Annotated in this window: 16 protein-coding genes and 1 riboswitch; of the genes, 8 read left to right on the plus strand and 8 right to left on the minus strand. The window is 71.4% G+C overall.

From position 1 onward, the window contains the following. Positions 1 to 112: 112 nt before the first annotated feature. The 5 genes from ACFVYS_RS20890 to ACFVYS_RS20910 all read right to left on the minus strand — a co-directional run bounded on the left by ACFVYS_RS20890 (position 113) and on the right by ACFVYS_RS20910 (position 5,139). Positions 113 to 1,120, minus strand: coding sequence for an ABC transporter permease (locus tag ACFVYS_RS20890; protein ID WP_389504006.1), 1,008 nt, complete (start codon positions 1,118 to 1,120; stop codon positions 113 to 115). Then, the gene (locus tag ACFVYS_RS20895) at positions 1,117 to 2,076 is read right to left on the minus strand and encodes an ABC transporter permease (protein WP_389504007.1); all 960 of its coding nucleotides are present in this window, start codon (positions 2,074 to 2,076) and stop codon (positions 1,117 to 1,119) included. The genes ACFVYS_RS20890 and ACFVYS_RS20895 overlap by 4 nt, the downstream gene beginning before the upstream one ends. An 8-nt stretch (positions 2,077 to 2,084) precedes the next feature. Beyond that, positions 2,085 to 3,707 (minus strand): ABC transporter substrate-binding protein, encoded by a 1,623-nt coding sequence (locus ACFVYS_RS20900; protein ID WP_389504009.1) that lies wholly within the window; start codon positions 3,705 to 3,707, stop codon positions 2,085 to 2,087. 205 nt (positions 3,708 to 3,912) lie between these two features. Next, positions 3,913 to 4,104 carry a putative leader peptide gene (locus ACFVYS_RS20905; RefSeq protein WP_389504010.1) on the minus strand — a complete coding sequence of 64 codons (192 nt, stop codon included), beginning with the start codon at positions 4,102 to 4,104 and terminating at the stop codon, positions 3,913 to 3,915. Further along, a riboswitch (SAM riboswitch) is annotated at positions 4,064 to 4,173 on the minus strand. It overlaps the preceding gene by 41 nt. A gap of 150 nt (positions 4,174 to 4,323) precedes the next feature. Continuing rightward, a complete protein-coding gene (locus tag ACFVYS_RS20910; protein ID WP_389504011.1) occupies positions 4,324 to 5,139 on the minus strand; it encodes an SAM-dependent methyltransferase in 816 nt (271 codons plus the stop codon). Positions 5,140 to 5,462: 323 nt separating this feature from the next. Here ACFVYS_RS20910 and ACFVYS_RS20915 point away from each other — a divergent pair, with 323 nt between their 5' ends. Beyond that, positions 5,463 to 5,996, plus strand: coding sequence for a kinase (locus ACFVYS_RS20915; protein ID WP_389504013.1), 534 nt, complete (start codon positions 5,463 to 5,465; stop codon positions 5,994 to 5,996). Between the two features lie 456 nt (positions 5,997 to 6,452). Continuing rightward, positions 6,453 to 6,893: an ATP-binding protein gene (locus ACFVYS_RS20920; protein WP_389504014.1), complete on the plus strand. Its 441-nt coding sequence runs from the start codon at positions 6,453 to 6,455 to the stop codon at positions 6,891 to 6,893. Between the two features lie 45 nt (positions 6,894 to 6,938). Here the strand turns inward: ACFVYS_RS20920 and ACFVYS_RS20925 are convergent, their stop codons facing one another. Then, positions 6,939 to 8,246, minus strand: a complete 1,308-nt coding sequence (locus tag ACFVYS_RS20925; RefSeq protein ID WP_389504015.1) for a PP2C family protein-serine/threonine phosphatase — start codon at positions 8,244 to 8,246, stop codon at positions 6,939 to 6,941. Positions 8,247 to 8,835: 589 nt separating this feature from the next. On the opposite strand from ACFVYS_RS20925, the gene ACFVYS_RS20930 reads away from it, so the two are divergent. From ACFVYS_RS20930 to ACFVYS_RS20940, 3 genes are read left to right on the plus strand one after another with little or no spacing between them, the layout of a single operon-like run. Then, the gene (locus ACFVYS_RS20930; RefSeq protein ID WP_389504017.1) at positions 8,836 to 9,051 is read left to right on the plus strand and encodes a hypothetical protein; all 216 of its coding nucleotides are present in this window, start codon (positions 8,836 to 8,838) and stop codon (positions 9,049 to 9,051) included. 33 nt (positions 9,052 to 9,084) lie between these two features. Further along, on the plus strand, positions 9,085 to 9,636 hold the full coding sequence (locus tag ACFVYS_RS20935; protein WP_389504019.1) for a YciI family protein: 552 nt from the start codon (positions 9,085 to 9,087) through the stop codon (positions 9,634 to 9,636). A gap of 48 nt (positions 9,637 to 9,684) precedes the next feature. Next, positions 9,685 to 10,110 (plus strand): VOC family protein, encoded by a 426-nt coding sequence (locus ACFVYS_RS20940; protein WP_389504021.1) that lies wholly within the window; start codon positions 9,685 to 9,687, stop codon positions 10,108 to 10,110. Positions 10,111 to 10,284: 174 nt separating this feature from the next. Here ACFVYS_RS20940 and ACFVYS_RS20945 read toward each other — a convergent pair whose 3' ends face one another. Further along, positions 10,285 to 10,878, minus strand: coding sequence for a TetR/AcrR family transcriptional regulator (locus ACFVYS_RS20945; RefSeq protein WP_389504022.1), 594 nt, complete (start codon positions 10,876 to 10,878; stop codon positions 10,285 to 10,287). A gap of 79 nt (positions 10,879 to 10,957) precedes the next feature. Here ACFVYS_RS20945 and ACFVYS_RS20950 point away from each other — a divergent pair, with 79 nt between their 5' ends. Next, complete coding sequence (locus ACFVYS_RS20950) at positions 10,958 to 11,893, plus strand: oxidoreductase (protein ID WP_389504024.1); 936 nt, start codon at positions 10,958 to 10,960, stop codon at positions 11,891 to 11,893. A gap of 126 nt (positions 11,894 to 12,019) precedes the next feature. On the opposite strand, the gene ACFVYS_RS20955 is transcribed toward ACFVYS_RS20950, so the two are convergent. Next, positions 12,020 to 12,343 carry an antibiotic biosynthesis monooxygenase gene (locus ACFVYS_RS20955; RefSeq protein WP_057606645.1) on the minus strand — a complete coding sequence of 108 codons (324 nt, stop codon included), beginning with the start codon at positions 12,341 to 12,343 and terminating at the stop codon, positions 12,020 to 12,022. Positions 12,344 to 12,663: 320 nt separating this feature from the next. Between ACFVYS_RS20955 and ACFVYS_RS20960 the strand changes: the two genes are divergently transcribed. Beyond that, the gene (locus ACFVYS_RS20960) at positions 12,664 to 13,944 is read left to right on the plus strand and encodes a ricin-type beta-trefoil lectin domain protein (RefSeq protein WP_389504026.1); all 1,281 of its coding nucleotides are present in this window, start codon (positions 12,664 to 12,666) and stop codon (positions 13,942 to 13,944) included. After that, positions 13,941 to 15,329 (plus strand): ricin-type beta-trefoil lectin domain protein, encoded by a 1,389-nt coding sequence (locus ACFVYS_RS20965; protein ID WP_389504028.1) that lies wholly within the window; start codon positions 13,941 to 13,943, stop codon positions 15,327 to 15,329. The genes ACFVYS_RS20960 and ACFVYS_RS20965 overlap by 4 nt, the downstream gene beginning before the upstream one ends. Positions 15,330 to 15,351 lie beyond the last annotated feature (22 nt).

A 15,351-nucleotide genomic window follows, 5' to 3' on the forward strand; every position in this document is an offset into this window, starting at 1 on the left:
GCATGGTCGGGCACGGTCTGGTCGGTCGCGGACTCGTGGGTCACGGACTCGTGGGTCACGGTTTCTTCCGTCACGGGTACGTCCGTCTCGGGTTCGTTCGTCGTGGGGCCGGTCATCGCCGGCGGGACCATTCGCCGTCCAGCGCCCGCGCGATGCGGTTGGTGGCGAGGCCCGTCGCCGCGATCGCCAGTCCGGGCAGCGCGGTGAGCCACCAGGCGTTGGCCAGGTAGTTGCGCCCGTCGGAGATCAACGTGCCCCATTCCGGCGCCGGTGGGGGCGCCCCGTAGCCGAGGAAGCTGAGCGAGGACACGGCGAGGATGGCGGCGCCGAACTCGAGGGTGGCGAGCACGATCACCGGGCCCGCCGCGTTGGGCAGGACGTGCCGGCCCAGCACCGAGTACCAGCGGGCCCCGCAGGAGCGCGACGCCTCGACGAAGACCGCCTGCCGCACCCGCAGTACCTCCGCGCGGGTCACCCGGGCGAAGCCGGCCACGCTGGCGATGCCGACCGCGACGGCCACCTTCACCGTTCCGTAGCCCAGTGCGGTGACCAGGGCCAGGGACAGGAACAGCGACGGGATCGACAGCAGTACGTCGACTAAGCGCATCAGCACGTCCTCGACCCAGCGGCCGACGAACCCGGCGACCAGGCCGATGAGGCCGCCGACCACGAACGCGAACCCCACCGCGATCAGGGTCGCCTTCAGCGACAGCTGGGCACCGTGCACCACCCGCGAGAACACGTCACGTCCCAGCTCGTCGGTGCCGAACCAGTGCCCGCCGCCGGGGCTCCGGAAGTTCTCCGCGGGCACCCCGTGCAGCGGGTCCTGTGAGGTGAACAGCCCTGGCCAGAAGGCGGCCAGCACCACCAGCACCAGCACCAGGACCGAGGCCAGCAGCCCGGGCCGGCGCAGCAGGAACACCAGGAACCGCCGCGGTCCGACACCGCGTCCGGCACTCGCGGGGCCCGGGTCGGCCCCCGGATCCACCGGCCGGGCCAGGCGGGCCGCGGCTTCGACCGGTCCGACCGGTCCGACCTCTTCGGTAGTTCCTGCCGTCCCTCCCGTTTCGGCGGTTCCGGCGGTTCCGGCGGTGACACCGTCGGCAAGTGTCCGGCTCATGCGGGACGCACCTTCCTGGTCGCCGCCACCACGATCCGCGGGTCGAGCAGCGGGTAGACGAGATCGACGATCAGATTGGCCGCCACGAAGATCAGCGCCCCGAACACCACGACCCCCTGGACCAGCGGGATGTCCTGGACCGTGACCGCGGCGGCGGTCACGCGGCCCAGACCGTCGCGGGAGAACACCGTCTCGACGACGACCGAACCGGCGATCAGCTGGCCGGCCAGCAGTCCGACGACCGTCAGCGCCGGCAGCGAGGCGTTGCGCAGCGCGTGCCGCAGATGAATGCGCAGCCGGCCGGCGCCCTTGGCCCGGGCGGTCTCCACATAGGCCTGGTCCAGCGCCGTGAGCAGGCTCTTGGCCAGCACCTGCGCCACCAGGGCGCCGGTCGGGATCGCCAGCGTGACCGCGGGCAGCACCAGGCCCCGCAGCCCGTCGTTGCCGAACGCGGGGAACAGTCTCGTCCGGAAGGAGAACAGCTCGACGAGGACCAGCCCGACCCAGAACGTCGGCACCGAGACCCCCAGCGGCGGCAGTGACAGCAGCAGCTGCCGCAACCAGCGCCGGGTGGTGTAGGTCGCGAGCACCGCGAGCCCGCCGCCGAGGAACACCGCGAGGAGCAGTGCCGCCCCGGTCAGCTGGAGGGTCTGCGGCAGCGCGTCGGCCAGCGTCGAGGTCACCGGTCGGCCGGTGGACACCGAGTCGCCGAAGTCGCCGCGCACCGCCCTGCCGAGATAGTCGGCGTACTGCGCGAGAATCGGCTTGTCGAAGCCGTACTCGTGCCGCAGTGCCGCGAGTTGGGCCGGATCGACCTGCCCGGTGTCCGCTCCCGCGCCGGCCATCGCCGAGACGGGATCACCGGGCAGGTAGTCCAGTACGAGGAAGGACACCGTGTAGGCCGCCCAGAGCACGCCGAGGGCCTGCGCGAGTCGTTTGACCACATAGAGACGCATGCCGGCGGCTATCCGATCCAGGTGTCGTGCAGCTGGATCCGGCTGGAGGCCTCGAAGTCGAGGTGGTGCACCTTCTTCGCGACCCCGAGCTGGGTCTGGAGCTCCACCACGGGTACGACGTAGGCGTTCTGCACGATCAACTGCTGTGCCTGGGTGACGAGTTGCTTGCGCTTCGCCGCGTCGGTCGTCGCGGCCTGCCGGGTCAGCGCGGTGTCCAGCGGGCCGGCCGGCAGGTGGTAGAAGTTGGCCAGCCGGGTGGAGTACGAGCTGCGCAGGATGTCCGGGTCGGCGCGGGTCACGTTGCCCCACACCGCGTCGAAGTCACCGGACTGAAGGGTCGGGGAGAACTGGGCGATCTGGAGCTGCTTGAGCACCACCTCGACACCGACGGCCTTGAGCTGCTGCTGGATCAGTTCCAGCGCGGGCTGGGTGGTGGCCGCGTTGGCGAACCACTTGACGGTCAGGCTCAGCTTCTTGCCGTCCTTGACCCGGACGCCGTCGCCGCCCGCCCGCCAACCGGCCGAGTCCAGCAGGGACTTCGCCTTGGCCGCGTCGAAGGTCAGGTCGGAGCCGAGATCGGTGTAGTCCGGTGTGGTGTGGGCCAGGATGCTGGTCGCCGGCTCGGTGCCGGTCGGGAACACGGCGTCGACGATCTGCTGCCGGTCGATGGCGAACAGGATCGCCTGGCGTACCTTCGCGTCCTTGAAGAGCGGCCGGGAGTTGTTGAGCCCGAGGTTGAACACCACACCCGGGTTGGCCCGTTGCTGGAGGTTCACCGCGCCGCCGCCCAGCGCCGCCTCGTTGGCCCTGCCGACGCTGCCGATCGCGTCTACCTGGCCGGACTGGAGGCTGCCGGTGCGCACGCCCGCCTCGGGCACCACCTTGAACACCAGCTTGTCCAGGTATGCCTCGCCCTGCTTGGTCCACAGCGAGGAACCCCAGGCGTACTTGGCGCGCTTGGCCAGGGTGATCGACTGGTTCTGCACATAGCCGTTCAGCACGAACGGCCCGGAGCCGACCACTCCCTTGCTGCACTTCTCCTGCGGGCTCCTGCGCACGCTCGCCGACGACTCGATCCCCAGCGAGTGCGTGGCGGTGGCCTGGAGGAACTGCGCGTTGGGCTGCTTGAACTTCACCCGGACCGTGAGCGGGCCCACGGCGGTGGTGCTCTCCACGCCGCTCAGGTACCCCTGGGCGAGGGTGCCGAGGGCGCCGAGCTTCGGAACCGCGTCGAAGTTGTCCTTGACCACCTGCGCGGTGAGCGGTGTCCCGTCGCTGAAGGTCACCCCTGATCTCAGGTGGAACGTGAACGTCGTGGTGTCCGGGCTGATGTCCCAGCTCTTCGCGAGCCACGGCACGATCTTGCCGGTCTTGGGGTCCTGGTCGGTGAGGGAGTCCACGACCTGACGCAGTGAGTAGATGGTGTCGTTGCTGCCCACCTGCTGCGGATCCACGCAGCCGGCGTCGGAACCCACCGCGAAGGTCAGGGTGCCGCCCGACTTCGGGCTGCCGCCCTCGCCGCTCGAGCTGCCGCTGCCGCCCGACGAGCAGGCGCCGAGCAGCAGGCTGCCGGTCACGAGTGCGGCGAGCGCCGCCCATCGGGGGGTACGGGAATCCGGATGCGCTGTCACGGGATGGTTCTCCTACTCCAAGGTCACCGCGCACAGGCCGGTGCGGAACGCGGCCATGGCGATGCGCGGAGGGTGCCTGCCCCGCACGGGCCGGCACTGCTCAGAACTGTTCAGGGGAAGGGGACGTCGACGACCGGGTCGATGGCGACGTCGATGACGGCGTGACCGCGCGGTGGGCGAGGGTCAGCCTGCGGGGTGGGCGTGATCAGCCCTGACACAGACAGCTGGCGGAGCGCTGCAGGTCGATGTGGCGTCGGCGCGAGAATCCGGAGAACAGTGCCGCGGTCGCGATCGAGGCACTCAGGTTGCCGCTGTGCCGCACGCTGGTCCTCCCCGTCTCAGGCCCCTGGACCGGGGCCACGCGCTTGCGGGGTCGGTGACCCCGCCGGGCTTTCACCTGGAGCACCCCACCGCGGAGGAGGGTTGCCGGTCAGCTAGCCAGGGCTTGATGCTGACACTCAATGCCGGGGTCGATCTTACGGAGTACTGACATTATCCGTCAATATCGGTAGGAGAGTTGAACGGCTCCGCCGCACCGGCTTGGACGGCGGGTGTGGCGGAGCGGCGTCAGCGCGCGTCGGCCGCCCGTCCGGTGCGGAGGGCGGCGGCGCGGGTGCTACGGCTTGCGGGCGAGGCCGCCGTGTTCGCCGATCACGTCCGGGGCGGGGGAGGTGGCCTCCGGGCGCCAGAGGGGGACCGAGACGACTCCGGGCTCCAGGAGCTCCAGTCCGTCGAAGTACGCCGTGATCTCGTCGACGGAGCGCAGGTTGTACGGGACGGCGCCGCTCTCGTTGTACGCGTCCTGGGCCTCTTCGAAGACCGGGTCGATGCCCCGCGAACCGTCGTTGACGGAGAGGTAGCTGCCGGACGGCAGTGCCGCCATCAGGCTGGTGACGATGGAGCGGGCCTGGTCGTGGTCGGCGACGTGGCCCAGGATGTTGCTGAGGATGAGCGCGGTGGGACGGCTGAAGTCCAGCGTCTCCGCGGCGCTCGCCAGGATGCGCTCCGGGTCCAGCACGTTGGCGTCGACGTAGGAGGTCGCGCCCTCCGGGGTGGAGTAGAGCAGGGCGCGGGCGTGGGCCAGGACCAGCGGGTCGTTGTCGACGTAGACGATCCGCGTCTCGGGGGCGAGGCGCTGGGCGACCTCATGGGTGTTCTCGGCGGTCGGCAGGCCGGTTCCGACGTCCAGGAACTGCCGTATGCCCGCCTCGGAGACCAGGTACGTGATGTTGCGGCGCAGGAACGCGCGGCTGCTGCGCGCGATGGTGACGATGCCGGGGAACACGGCGGTGTAGGCGTCGCCGGCCTGCTCGTCGACGGGGTAGTTGTCCTTCCCGCCCAGCCAGTAGTTCCAGATGCGGGCCGAGTGCGGCACCGAGGTGTCGATCTTCTGAGGTGCCGCTGAACCGGGCGTGGTCACATGGTCGGTCATGAGGGGTGTCCGTCTTTCGGCCGAGGCGTGGGCAGTTCGAGCCACAACTTACGTCCCAACGACCCTGGTACGTACACCCGTTCACATTTTCGCTCGGTTCGAACGGTGCTCACGCGAAAACGAGCCGGCTTCACACCTGGCTGCCGGCCGGTCCGGCCGCGCCGTCGGACACACCGCCCGTACCTCTCCCGGGCCCCTCAACTCGCCCTGTGCACGAGTGAATCGAGACCGCCGAATCCTTCCTCCGACTGGCCCCGCCACCGCGCGGAACCGGGAGCGACGCGCGCGCCGATGTCGGCCGGGCCGGTAGCGTGAGCCCCGTGATGGTGGGCACCCCAGAGACCCGGTTGATCGTCCTGCGCGGCAACAGCGCTTCGGGCAAGTCGGCGGTGGCGGCCGGTCTCCGCGAGAGGTTCGGCCGGGGCCTGGCCCTGGTCGGGCAGGACAACCTCCGCCGGATCGTGCTGCGCGAGCACGACCGGCCCGGCGCGGCGAACATCGGGCTGATCGAGGCCGTCGCCCGTTATGCCCTGGACGCCGGCTACCACGTCGTCCTCGAAGGCATCCTCTACGCCGACCGGTACGGGCCCATGCTCGGACGACTGCGCAGGGAGCACCGAGGTCCGACCCACGGCTACTACCTTCATGTGCCGCTCGCCGAAACCCTGGTGCGTCACGCCACGAAGCCGATCGCCCACGAGGTCGGCGAGGCGGATCTGTGTGCCTGGTACCGGGAGCTCGATCTGCTGCCGGGCGCCGTCGAGACCGTCATCGGCGCCGACAGCACGCTCCCGCAGACCGTCGAGCGCATTCTGCTCGACACCGGCCTGGACCGGCTTCCCGCCCGGGAACACTGACACCGGGGCCGGTCCCGCACCGGGTCCGACCGGTGCCGTCGAAGCCACCCGCGTTCAGGCGCCGCTCCTGGAGTCGCCTTCGAGGATCACGCGCAGCACCGTGGGTGTCACCGGTGCTGCCCGTGCCCGAACGGCCTTCGCTCACGCCCTGCCTCCTGAGGGGGTGTCACCGCCGCAAGTCCGACGGCGACTTGCCGCAGCAACGTGACGGGTACCGGCTCGCTGAAATTGTCAGGCAGTCGGTTGCAGCTTGAACTTCGTTGCGAGCATAGTTACTTGAGTGAAGCGTGCTGCCGAACTCGAGCGTTCCCCAGCCGACCCCTGCCACCCCCACAGGAGTTGGATCGCTCGGGCGGTCGCGGTACCGGGCCCGTACGGAACACCCCCTCCTCGTAGGTCCGTTGCTCACCATTCCCCGCCTCTGGCTGCTGCCGCCCCCCACGGAAGGCGACCACCGTGTCCCCCCACACGACGTCCTCACCCCGGCCCTTGGACACCTGGAGCCCCGATCGGACGCACTGGATCGAACTCCCGGCACACCGCTCCAGCGTCTCGGTGGCCCGCCGTGCCATGAGCGCGCGACTGGCCGCCTGGCGGCTGCCGGGCGAGCTGTGCGCGGACACCGTCCTGCTCGTGTCCGAGCTGGCCACCAATGCCGTACGGCACGCGTTCGGCACCCGGTTCCTGTGCGGTGTGGGACTCGTCACGGACGGGCGGCTGCGCCTGGAGGTGCACGATCACGACCGCACGGGACGGGGCCTGCCCCGCTGTGAGCCCGGACCGGACGACGAGGGCGGCCGCGGCCTCTTCCTCGTGGAGCAGCTCGCCGAGACCTGGGGAGTCGACCTGTCGAGCCTCACCGGCGGCAACGCGGTCTGGGCGACCATGACGGCCTGAGCGGCCCCGGGAACCCGGCACGCCCCGGCGGCCGGGCCCGGTGACTCAGCACCCGGCCGGGGTCAGCTCGGCCAGCAGCAGGGTGCGGTCGTCGGCTCCGGCCGCGCCGGAAGGGTCGTGCAGGAGTCGACGGCACAGGGACGGCAGCGCGTCCTGCCCGTCGCCGCCCACGGGCTCGGCGGCGGCCGCCGCGTCCACGGTGCGCGCGAGGCGGGTGATCTCCTGGTCGATGTCGGCGTCGCGGGACTCGACCAGACCGTCGCTGTAGAGCACCAGCAGGGCCGGATCCGGCACGCTCAGCACGGTCTCCTCGTAGCTGCCCGCCCCGAGCCCGAGGGGCAGACCCGCCCCGGTCAGCCTGACCGGCGCCGTACGGCCGTCCGGGCCGCGCAACAGCGGGGGAGGATGGCCCGCCCCCACCAGGGTGCAGGTGCGCCGCCGGGCATCCCACTCGGCGTATATGCAGGTCGCGAAGGACACGCCGGGGGAGTCGCCGGCGAGGGCGTCGAGCCGTCCTATGAGATCGGCCGCGGGGATGTCGAGCGCCGCCAGGGTACGGACGGCGGTGCGCAGCTGGATCATCGCGACGGCGGACTCGGGACCGTGCCCCATGGCGTCCCCGACGATCAGACTGACCCGGTCGCCCGGCCGCTTCAGCACGTCGAACCAGTCACCGCCGACGAGGTTGCCCTGCCCGGCGGGCAGACAGCCGTGCGCGGTGCGGCAGCCGCCGAACTCCTGCGCCGTGCCGGGCGGCAGGCTGTTGCGGATCGCCAGGGAGGTCCGGCGTTCGCGCTCGTAGCGGCGCGCGTTGTCGAGGGCCACGGCGGCCCGCGCGGCCAGTGCCTCCACGGCGGCCACGTCCGCCGGGCCGAACGGCGCCCCGCCCGGCCCCCTGGTGCAGGTGACGAAGCCGATCGCCAGGTCCCGCAGTCGCAGCGGCACCACGAGGAAGGCCGCCACGCTCAGCAGGTCGCAGACGCGGGCCTCGCCGTCCCCGGAGGCGATGAGCCGCTCGGACGTGTGCGGGTCCACCGCGTCGAGCACCTGCGCGTGCCCTGCGGCGAGCGCGCGGGCGTACGGCGTGTCCCGGGGGAAGGCGATCACCTCGCCGACCGGCAGCATGCCCTCCCAGTCCTCCCGCGCGCCCGGCCCGACACGCAGTGCCATCCGGCGGGCCTCGATCCTGGGCGCGTCCACGCCGACGTGCGCGTTCTCCTCGACGCGCCACCGCTCCAGCAGGTAGACCGAGGCCGCGTCGCAGAATCCGGGGGTCAGCGCGTGCACGACATGGCTGCCGGTCATCAGCAGGTCGAGTTCCGAGCCGATGACGTCGGCGGCGGGGGAGAACACCGACCGACGGGGCGAGGACAGGGCGGCGGAGACGTCGTCGGTGCCGCTGCGCGGTTGGTTCCGCAGGGTCGTGCCTTTCCAGTGAGGGCCGCCCGCGCGGCGGGGAACAGGGGGAGCACCGCGCGCCGTCGCAACTATATGATGGCGCGTCAAGTTACCGGGTGAGAAACGCAGTTGCCGCACCGGGCCGTCGGCCGTGGCGACGGCCCGACCGCTCGGGGGCCGACCAGGGGATTTCGCGCGGGTGGGAGAGTGCCGCCGCGGGCCGACCGAACCACCGTGAGCGGGCGCCGGGCGGCTCGGGCGGAACGGCCGAAAGCGGCTCAACCCTCCGAAGCCCGGCAACTCCGCGCCCGCCCACCGGGTCCCTTCCCCTGACCGAACCACATCTTCAGCTACACGGACGACGAGGACCTCCAGAGCGAGGTCTTCCTGCCCGAGAACTTCTTCAAGAACCGGTACCGCACCTGCACTCCCCGCGAGCTCCTGAAGATCGCCATGGGTCACCGGCCCGAATTCGCTCCGGGCACCGAGTTGAGCTGCGGGGTCCGGATGGGGCCACAGCGGCGGTATCCACGGATCCAGTTCCGTGCCGTTCACCACGGCGGGCGGCAAGCACTCCCTCGCCGCCAACGTCAACGGCGACCGGGCCGGCGACCCCGCGAAGATCGTCGAGGCGGAGTTCTGCGGCGGGTGGCCGTCCGGCGGCGCGAGGCGGGCGTGGGCTGACCAGGACCGGGTGACAGTCACGTCACCGGTCCTCCGCAAGCCCGTGCCCGCGCTCCTCCCGCCGAAAGCCGGTTGAGATACCGGGCGGACTTGGGAAGGGTCTGCCGGTATGGAGTTCTTCTGCTATCACCGTGACCGGCCCGCCTCCGCCGCCCTGCGCGACGAACTGATCGAGAAGCACTGGTCCTACATGGACCGGTACGCGGCGCAGATGATCGCCCGGGGTCCGACCTTCGCCGCCGACGGCGACACGCCCACCGGCAGTGTGCACATCGTCGACCTCCCGGATGCCGTCGCCGCCCGAGCGTTCGCCTTCGACGAGCCCAACTACCAGGCCGGCGTCTACCGGGACGTGCTGCTGCGCCGGTGGCGCAACATGCTGGGGCGCACCATGTGGGACTTCCCCGGTGGCCGGAGCGGCGGCAACCGGTATGTGGTGCTGGGCCTCGGCCCGGGCACGGACGACGGTCTCGTCGTGCCGCCCGACCGGGACGAGCTGATCGCGTACGGGCCGCTGCTGTCCGACGACGGGGCTACCCGGGTGGGTACCGCGGTGCTGCTCCGAGCCCCCGACCCGGACTCGGCGCGCGCCGTCCTGGCCCCGGACCGTTATGCCGACGTCGAAGTCCACGACTGGCAGTTCGGCGGACGGCCGTCATGAACCCGGTGTCGTCCTCCGTCCGGCGCGGGCCTGCGTGACAGTGGAAGCATGAACGCAGACGACAGGAACATGCTGGCCCGGGGGCGCGTGGCGACCAGGCTTCCCGCCCGGGACCTGGACCGGGCGCGGCGCTTCTACGCCGAGCGGCTCGGGCTGGAGCCCGTCGACGAAAGGCCTGGTGGGCTGCTGTACCGATGCGGAGGGACGGAGTTCGCCCTGTTCACGTCGACGGGAGCCTCGCCCGGCACCTTCACCCAGATGGGGTGGCAGGTCGACGACCTGGACGCGGTAGTGGCGCAGCTCAAGGGTCGTGGCGTGGTGTTCGAAGAGGTCGACGTACCCGGGTTCGGCACGAAGGACGGCATCGCCGAGATCGACGGGAACTACCCGAGCAAGGGGGCACGGGGGGAGCGCGCGGTCTGGTTCCGGGACAGCGAGGGAAACCTCCTGGGCATCGGCGAGCCGGTCGTCTGAGCGGCCGTCCCCTCGTACGGACCTGCTCCTGATCTCTCCGGCTCCGGCAGGCCCTGCCCCGAGCGGCCCCGCCCTGTACGGCCCTGCCCTGTACGGCCGTGCCCCGAGCGGCCCTGCTCCGTACGGGGGTGCTCGGTAAGGCCCCCCTCGATACCGCGCTGCTCCCGTGCGGCGCTACTCCGGCTGGCAGCCGCGCAGGACGGACGCGATCACGTCGTCCAGGCCGGGCTCGGTGATCTCCGGTGGCAGCAGCCCGCTCACGGTGAGCCCGGCATAGCCGTGCAGCGCCGCGAAGATCGGCAGGGCGACGCGGTCCAGCTCGCCCTGCCGCACCTCGCCCCGGCGCTGCCCGTCGCGGATCAGTTCGAGAAGCTGCTCGGACCACAGGTGGGCCGTCGTCCCCAGTGCCTCCGACGCCTCCGGGCTGTGCTTGGCCGAGAACATCAGGTCGAGCAGCGCGGCGTTGGTCACGGCGAAACCGACATAGGCGCGGGCCGCGGCGCCCAGCCGTTCCGCGAACGACTCGCCGACGTCTTCCTGGGCGGCCGAGATGACGGCGGCCAGCCGCTGGAAGCCGGTCAGTGCCAAGGCGTCCAGCAATGCCTGCTTGGTCTTGAAGTGGCGGCTCGGCGCGGCGGGGCTCACCCCGATGTCACGGGCCAGTTCCCGTAGTGACAGCGCTCCCGATCCCCTCTCGCGCAAGGTCTGCTCGGCGCGTGCGAGCAGCTCCGCGGGGAGGTCTCCGTGGTGGTAGGGGCGGCTTTTCATGCCCTCAGCCTAGCCCGGCGTGAGCAGTGCCCACATTGTTATCGTTGCCAACATTGTGAGCACCGCATACATTGGACTCATGGCAAAGGACATGAAGACCACCCAGCCCTGGAACACCACCGACATCCCCGACCAGACCGGCCGCACCGCCGTGGTGACCGGCGCCAACAGCGGGCTCGGCCTCGCCACCGTCGAGGCACTGGCCCGCGCGGGCGCCCATGTGGTCCTGGCGGTGCGGGACCCCCGGCGCGGCGAGGCGGCGGCCGCCGCCGTGCCGGGCAGCGTGGAGGTGCGCCGGCTCGACCTGGCCGACCTCTCCTCCGTGCGCGAGTTCGCCGCCGGCTGGCGCGGCCACCTGGACCTGCTCATCAACAACGCCGGCATCATGAACGTCCCCGAGGCCCGCACCAAGGACGGCTTCGAGGCCCAGTTCGGCACCAACCACCTGGGTCACTTCGCCCTGACGAATCTGCTGCTGCCGCACATCACCGACCGCGTGGTCGTCCTGTCGTCCGGCGCGCACAAGATGCCGGGCAGCCCCCGTATCCACTTCGACAACCTCGACCTGACCGGCGAGTACACCCCGATCGCGGCCTACAGCCAGTCCAAGCTCGCCAACCTGCTCTTCACCCTGGAACTCCAGCGGCGGCTCGGCGAGGCGGGCTCGCCGGTACGCGCTCTGGCCGCGCACCCCGGCTGGGCCGCCACCAACCTCCAGGGGCGCGACGCCAGCTTCCTGCGGCGCCTTTTCATGCGGCTGGGCAACCGGCTCGTCGCCCAGGACAGCCGGGCCGGTGCGCTGCCCACCCTGTACGCCGCGGTCCGGGACCTGCCCGGCGCGAGCTACGTCGGCCCCGACGGCCTCTTCGAGATGCGCGGGGCCCCGACCCTGGTCGGCCGCTCCCCGGCGGCCAGCGACCCGGCCGCCGCCCTGCGGCTGTGGACCGTGTCCGAGGAACTGACCGGCGTCACCTTCCTCGAGCCCGCTCTGGCGCCGAGCGGCCTGACGTCCTGAGGGTCCCGGAGGGTCGCGTCGGAGCGGTACGCCCCGACGCCGACCGGGACGGCCGCCCCTCGCCGGTGACGGCCGGCGGTGGACGGCCGCGGCGGGCCGGCAGGCGGCCACCCGCCCCGGGGGCGGCTACTCGCCCTTCGGTGCCGCCTGTTGCACCACCTCGAAGGACCAGAGGGTGGAGCCCGACGCCGCGGGCTTGGGCCGTTCCCCCTCGGTGTCACCCCGGTGGGCGGCCTTCATCGGGCCCTCGAGCCAGGCCTGGAACGACGCCTCGTCACGCCAGCGCGTATAGACGAGGTAGGTGTCGGTGCCCTCGACCGGGCGGAGCAGCTCGAACCACTCGAAGCCGTCCGAGTTCTCGACGGCGTGGGCTCGCGCGGCGAACCGCTTCTCGAGGGTCTCCCGCTGTTCCGCCGGGACGGTCAGTACGTTGATCTTGACTACGCTCATGGTCCCATCCTGCCCTCCCGCGACCGCCGGGCGGCGGACCACCCCCTCCATGACATCCGGCTCCGGCTCCGAAGGCCCCTCTACCGCTTCCGGGCCTCCGGATCCGGGTCCCGCGAATCCGCGTCTCGCGAATCTGGTCCAGACCAAACTCTTGACAGGGTCATTACTCACTTCTTAAATCACGTAGTGAACTAAGCCCATGTCAGGGCCGGTTCGCACCCCCCACCCATTCGGCGCGGTCAGCGGTGAGCCGCCCGGCCGCGCCCACGGATGTCATGACCATGTCGTGGCCGTCCGTCATGTGCCAGGAAGGGAGAGCCATGGCCTCTCCGCGCCTGCCCCGGCGTCTGCTGTTGTCGCTGGCCTCGCTCCTCGCCTTCGCGTCGCTGTCCACCGGACCGGCGCTGGGCGTGTCTCCGTCCGCGGAGGACACCTCCGCACGTGCCGTCCCGGCACCCCAGGCGGCCGCCGTCACGTTCTCCGAGGAGTTCGACGGGCCCGCCGGTTCCGCCGTGGACGGCGCCCGATGGCAGACCGAGACCGGTGACAACGTCAGCAACCACGAGCGGCAGTACTACACCGCGGGCAACCGCAACGCCGCTCTGGACGGCCAGGGCCATCTGGTGATCACCGCCCGCCGGGAGAACCCGGGCAACTACCAGTGCTGGTACGGCCGGTGTGAGTACACCTCCGCCCGGCTGAACACGGCCGGCCGGTTCACCACGACGTACGGCCGGGTCGAGGCCCGGATGAAGGTCCCGCGCGGGCAGGGCATGTGGCCCGCGTTCTGGATGCTGGGCAACGAGATCGGCCAGGTCGGCTGGCCCGCCTCGGGCGAGATCGACGTCATGGAGAACGTGGGCTTCGAGCCGGCCACCGTCCACGGCACCCTGCACGGCCCGGGATACTCCGGCTCCGGTGGCATCGGCGCCGGGTACACCCTGCCCGGCGGCCAGGCGTTCGCCGACGCCTATCACACCTTCGCCGTCGACTGGAGCCCGAACGCGATCACCTGGTCCGTCGACGGCACCGTCTACCAGCGGCGCACCCCGGCCGACCTCGGCGGACGGCAGTGGGTCTTCGACAAGCCCTTCTTCCTGATCCTCAATCTCGCGGTCGGCGGCTACTGGCCCGGAGACCCCGACGGCAGCACGGCCTTCCCCCAGCAACTCCTGGTCGACTACGTCCGGGTGAGCACCGAGACCGCCCAGCCGGGCGCCAGTGGCCCCATCACCGGCCTCGCCGGCAAGTGCGTGGACGTGGCCGGGGCGAACAGCGCCAACGGCACGGCCGTGCAGCTGTACGACTGCAACGGCACCGCCGCCCAGCAGTGGTCCGTGGGTGCCGACGGCACGATCCGCGCGCTCGGCAAGTGCCTGGACGTCGCCTCGGGCGGCACCGCGGACGGCACCCCCGTCCAGCTCTGGGACTGCAACGGCTCCGCGGCCCAGCAGTGGGCCGTGCCCGCCGCCCGGGACATCGTCAACCCGCAGGCGAACAAGTGCCTGGACGCCACGGGCGGCAGCTCCGCCAACGGCACCCGGCTCCAGATCTGGACCTGCACCGGTGCCTCTCAGCAGAAGTGGACGGTGACCCGATGACCAGGAGGTTCCCGCACCGCCGCGCGGTACGCGGCGCGCTGGGCGCGGCGGCCGTTGCCGCCCTGCTCACCGGCCTGAACGGCACGCCGGCGAGCGGTGCCGCGGCTGCCGCCGGGCAGATCACCGGGATCGGCGGCAAGTGCGCCGACATCGCGGGTGCCGCCACGGCCAACGGCACGGCCGTCCAGCTCTACGACTGCAACGGCAGCGCGGCCCAGCAGTGGACGGTGAGCGACGACGGCACGATCCGCGCGCTCGGCAAGTGCCTGGACGTGACCTCGGGCGGCACCGCCGACGGCACCCGGACCCAACTGTGGGACTGCAACGGCTCCGCGGCCCAGCAGTGGACCGTCACCGCCGCCCGCGACATCGTCAACCCGCAGGCGAACAAGTGCCTGGACGCGACCGGCAACAGCTCCGCCAACGGCACCCGGCTCCAGATCTGGACCTGCACCGGATCCGCCAACCAGAAGTGGACGGCGCCCGCCGGCGGCGGAGAGCCGGCGCCCGGACCGGGAGCCATGGCCGTCGCGCCGTACCTCTACAACGGGTGGGGCAGCCCGCCCAGCCCCACCACCGTGATGAACGCGACCGGCGTCAAGTGGTTCACGCTCGCCTTCGTCCTCAGCAACGGATACTGCAACCCGCAGTGGGACGGCAGCCGCCCGCTGACCGGGGGAGTCGACCAGCAGACCGTCAGCACCGTCCGGGGAGCCGGCGGTGACGTGATCCCCTCCTTCGGCGGCTGGAGCGGCAACAAGCTGGAGAGCTCCTGCGGCAGCGCGGGCGAACTGGCCGCCGCGTACCAGAAGGTGATCAACGCCTACGGGCTCAAGGCGATCGACATCGACATCGAGGCGGCGGCCTACGACAGCCCGACCGTGCAGCAGCGCACGGTCGACGCCTTGAAGACCATCAAGGCCAACAACCCGGGCATCAAGGTGTACATCACCTTCGGCACCGGGCAGAACGGGCCCGACAGCAGCCTGATCGGCAGGGCCGCCGCCTCCGGGCTCACCGTGGACAGCTGGACGATCATGCCGTTCGACTTCGGCGGCGCGGGCCAGAACATGGGCCAGCTCACCGTCCGGGCCGCCGAGGGACTCAAGACCGCGGTGAAGAACGCGTACGGGTACTCGGACGACCAGGCCTACCGGCGCACCGGCATCTCCTCGATGAACGGCATCACCGACAACAGCGAGACGGTGACCGTCGCCGACTTCCGCACCATCCTCGCGTACGCCCAGCAGCGCCATCTGGCCCGGCTGACCTTCTGGTCGGTCAACCGCGACCGGCCCTGCACCGGCGGCGGTGCCGACACCTGCTCGGGCGTCGCCCAGCAGCCCTGGGACTTCACCCGGGTCTTCGCGCAGTACGCCGGCTGACCCGCCCGCGCACCCCCGCCGA

It is taken from the genome of Streptomyces sp. NPDC058295 (assembly GCF_042880655.1).
GTDB lineage: Bacteria > Actinomycetota > Actinomycetes > Streptomycetales > Streptomycetaceae > Streptomyces > Streptomyces coriariae.

What these genes read in the sequence shown, in the direction of transcription:
- ACFVYS_RS20910 (WP_389504011.1), bottom strand. Translation starts at nt 5,139, where the DNA reads ATGACCGACCATGTGACCACGCCCGGTTCAGCGGCACCTCAGAAGATC.
- ACFVYS_RS20940 (WP_389504021.1), top strand. Translation starts at nt 9,685, where the DNA reads ATGAACGCAGACGACAGGAACATGCTGGCCCGGGGGCGCGTGGCGACC.
- ACFVYS_RS20935 (WP_389504019.1), top strand. Translation starts at nt 9,085, where the DNA reads ATGGAGTTCTTCTGCTATCACCGTGACCGGCCCGCCTCCGCCGCCCTG.
- ACFVYS_RS20955 (WP_057606645.1), bottom strand. Translation starts at nt 12,343, where the DNA reads ATGAGCGTAGTCAAGATCAACGTACTGACCGTCCCGGCGGAACAGCGG.
- ACFVYS_RS20950 (WP_389504024.1), top strand. Translation starts at nt 10,958, where the DNA reads ATGGCAAAGGACATGAAGACCACCCAGCCCTGGAACACCACCGACATC.
- ACFVYS_RS20945 (WP_389504022.1), bottom strand. Translation starts at nt 10,878, where the DNA reads ATGAAAAGCCGCCCCTACCACCACGGAGACCTCCCCGCGGAGCTGCTC.
- ACFVYS_RS20890 (WP_389504006.1), bottom strand. Translation starts at nt 1,120, where the DNA reads ATGAGCCGGACACTTGCCGACGGTGTCACCGCCGGAACCGCCGGAACC.
- ACFVYS_RS20895 (WP_389504007.1), bottom strand. Translation starts at nt 2,076, where the DNA reads ATGCGTCTCTATGTGGTCAAACGACTCGCGCAGGCCCTCGGCGTGCTC.
- ACFVYS_RS20965 (WP_389504028.1), top strand. Translation starts at nt 13,941, where the DNA reads ATGACCAGGAGGTTCCCGCACCGCCGCGCGGTACGCGGCGCGCTGGGC.
- ACFVYS_RS20960 (WP_389504026.1), top strand. Translation starts at nt 12,664, where the DNA reads ATGGCCTCTCCGCGCCTGCCCCGGCGTCTGCTGTTGTCGCTGGCCTCG.
- ACFVYS_RS20915 (WP_389504013.1), top strand. Translation starts at nt 5,463, where the DNA reads ATGGTGGGCACCCCAGAGACCCGGTTGATCGTCCTGCGCGGCAACAGC.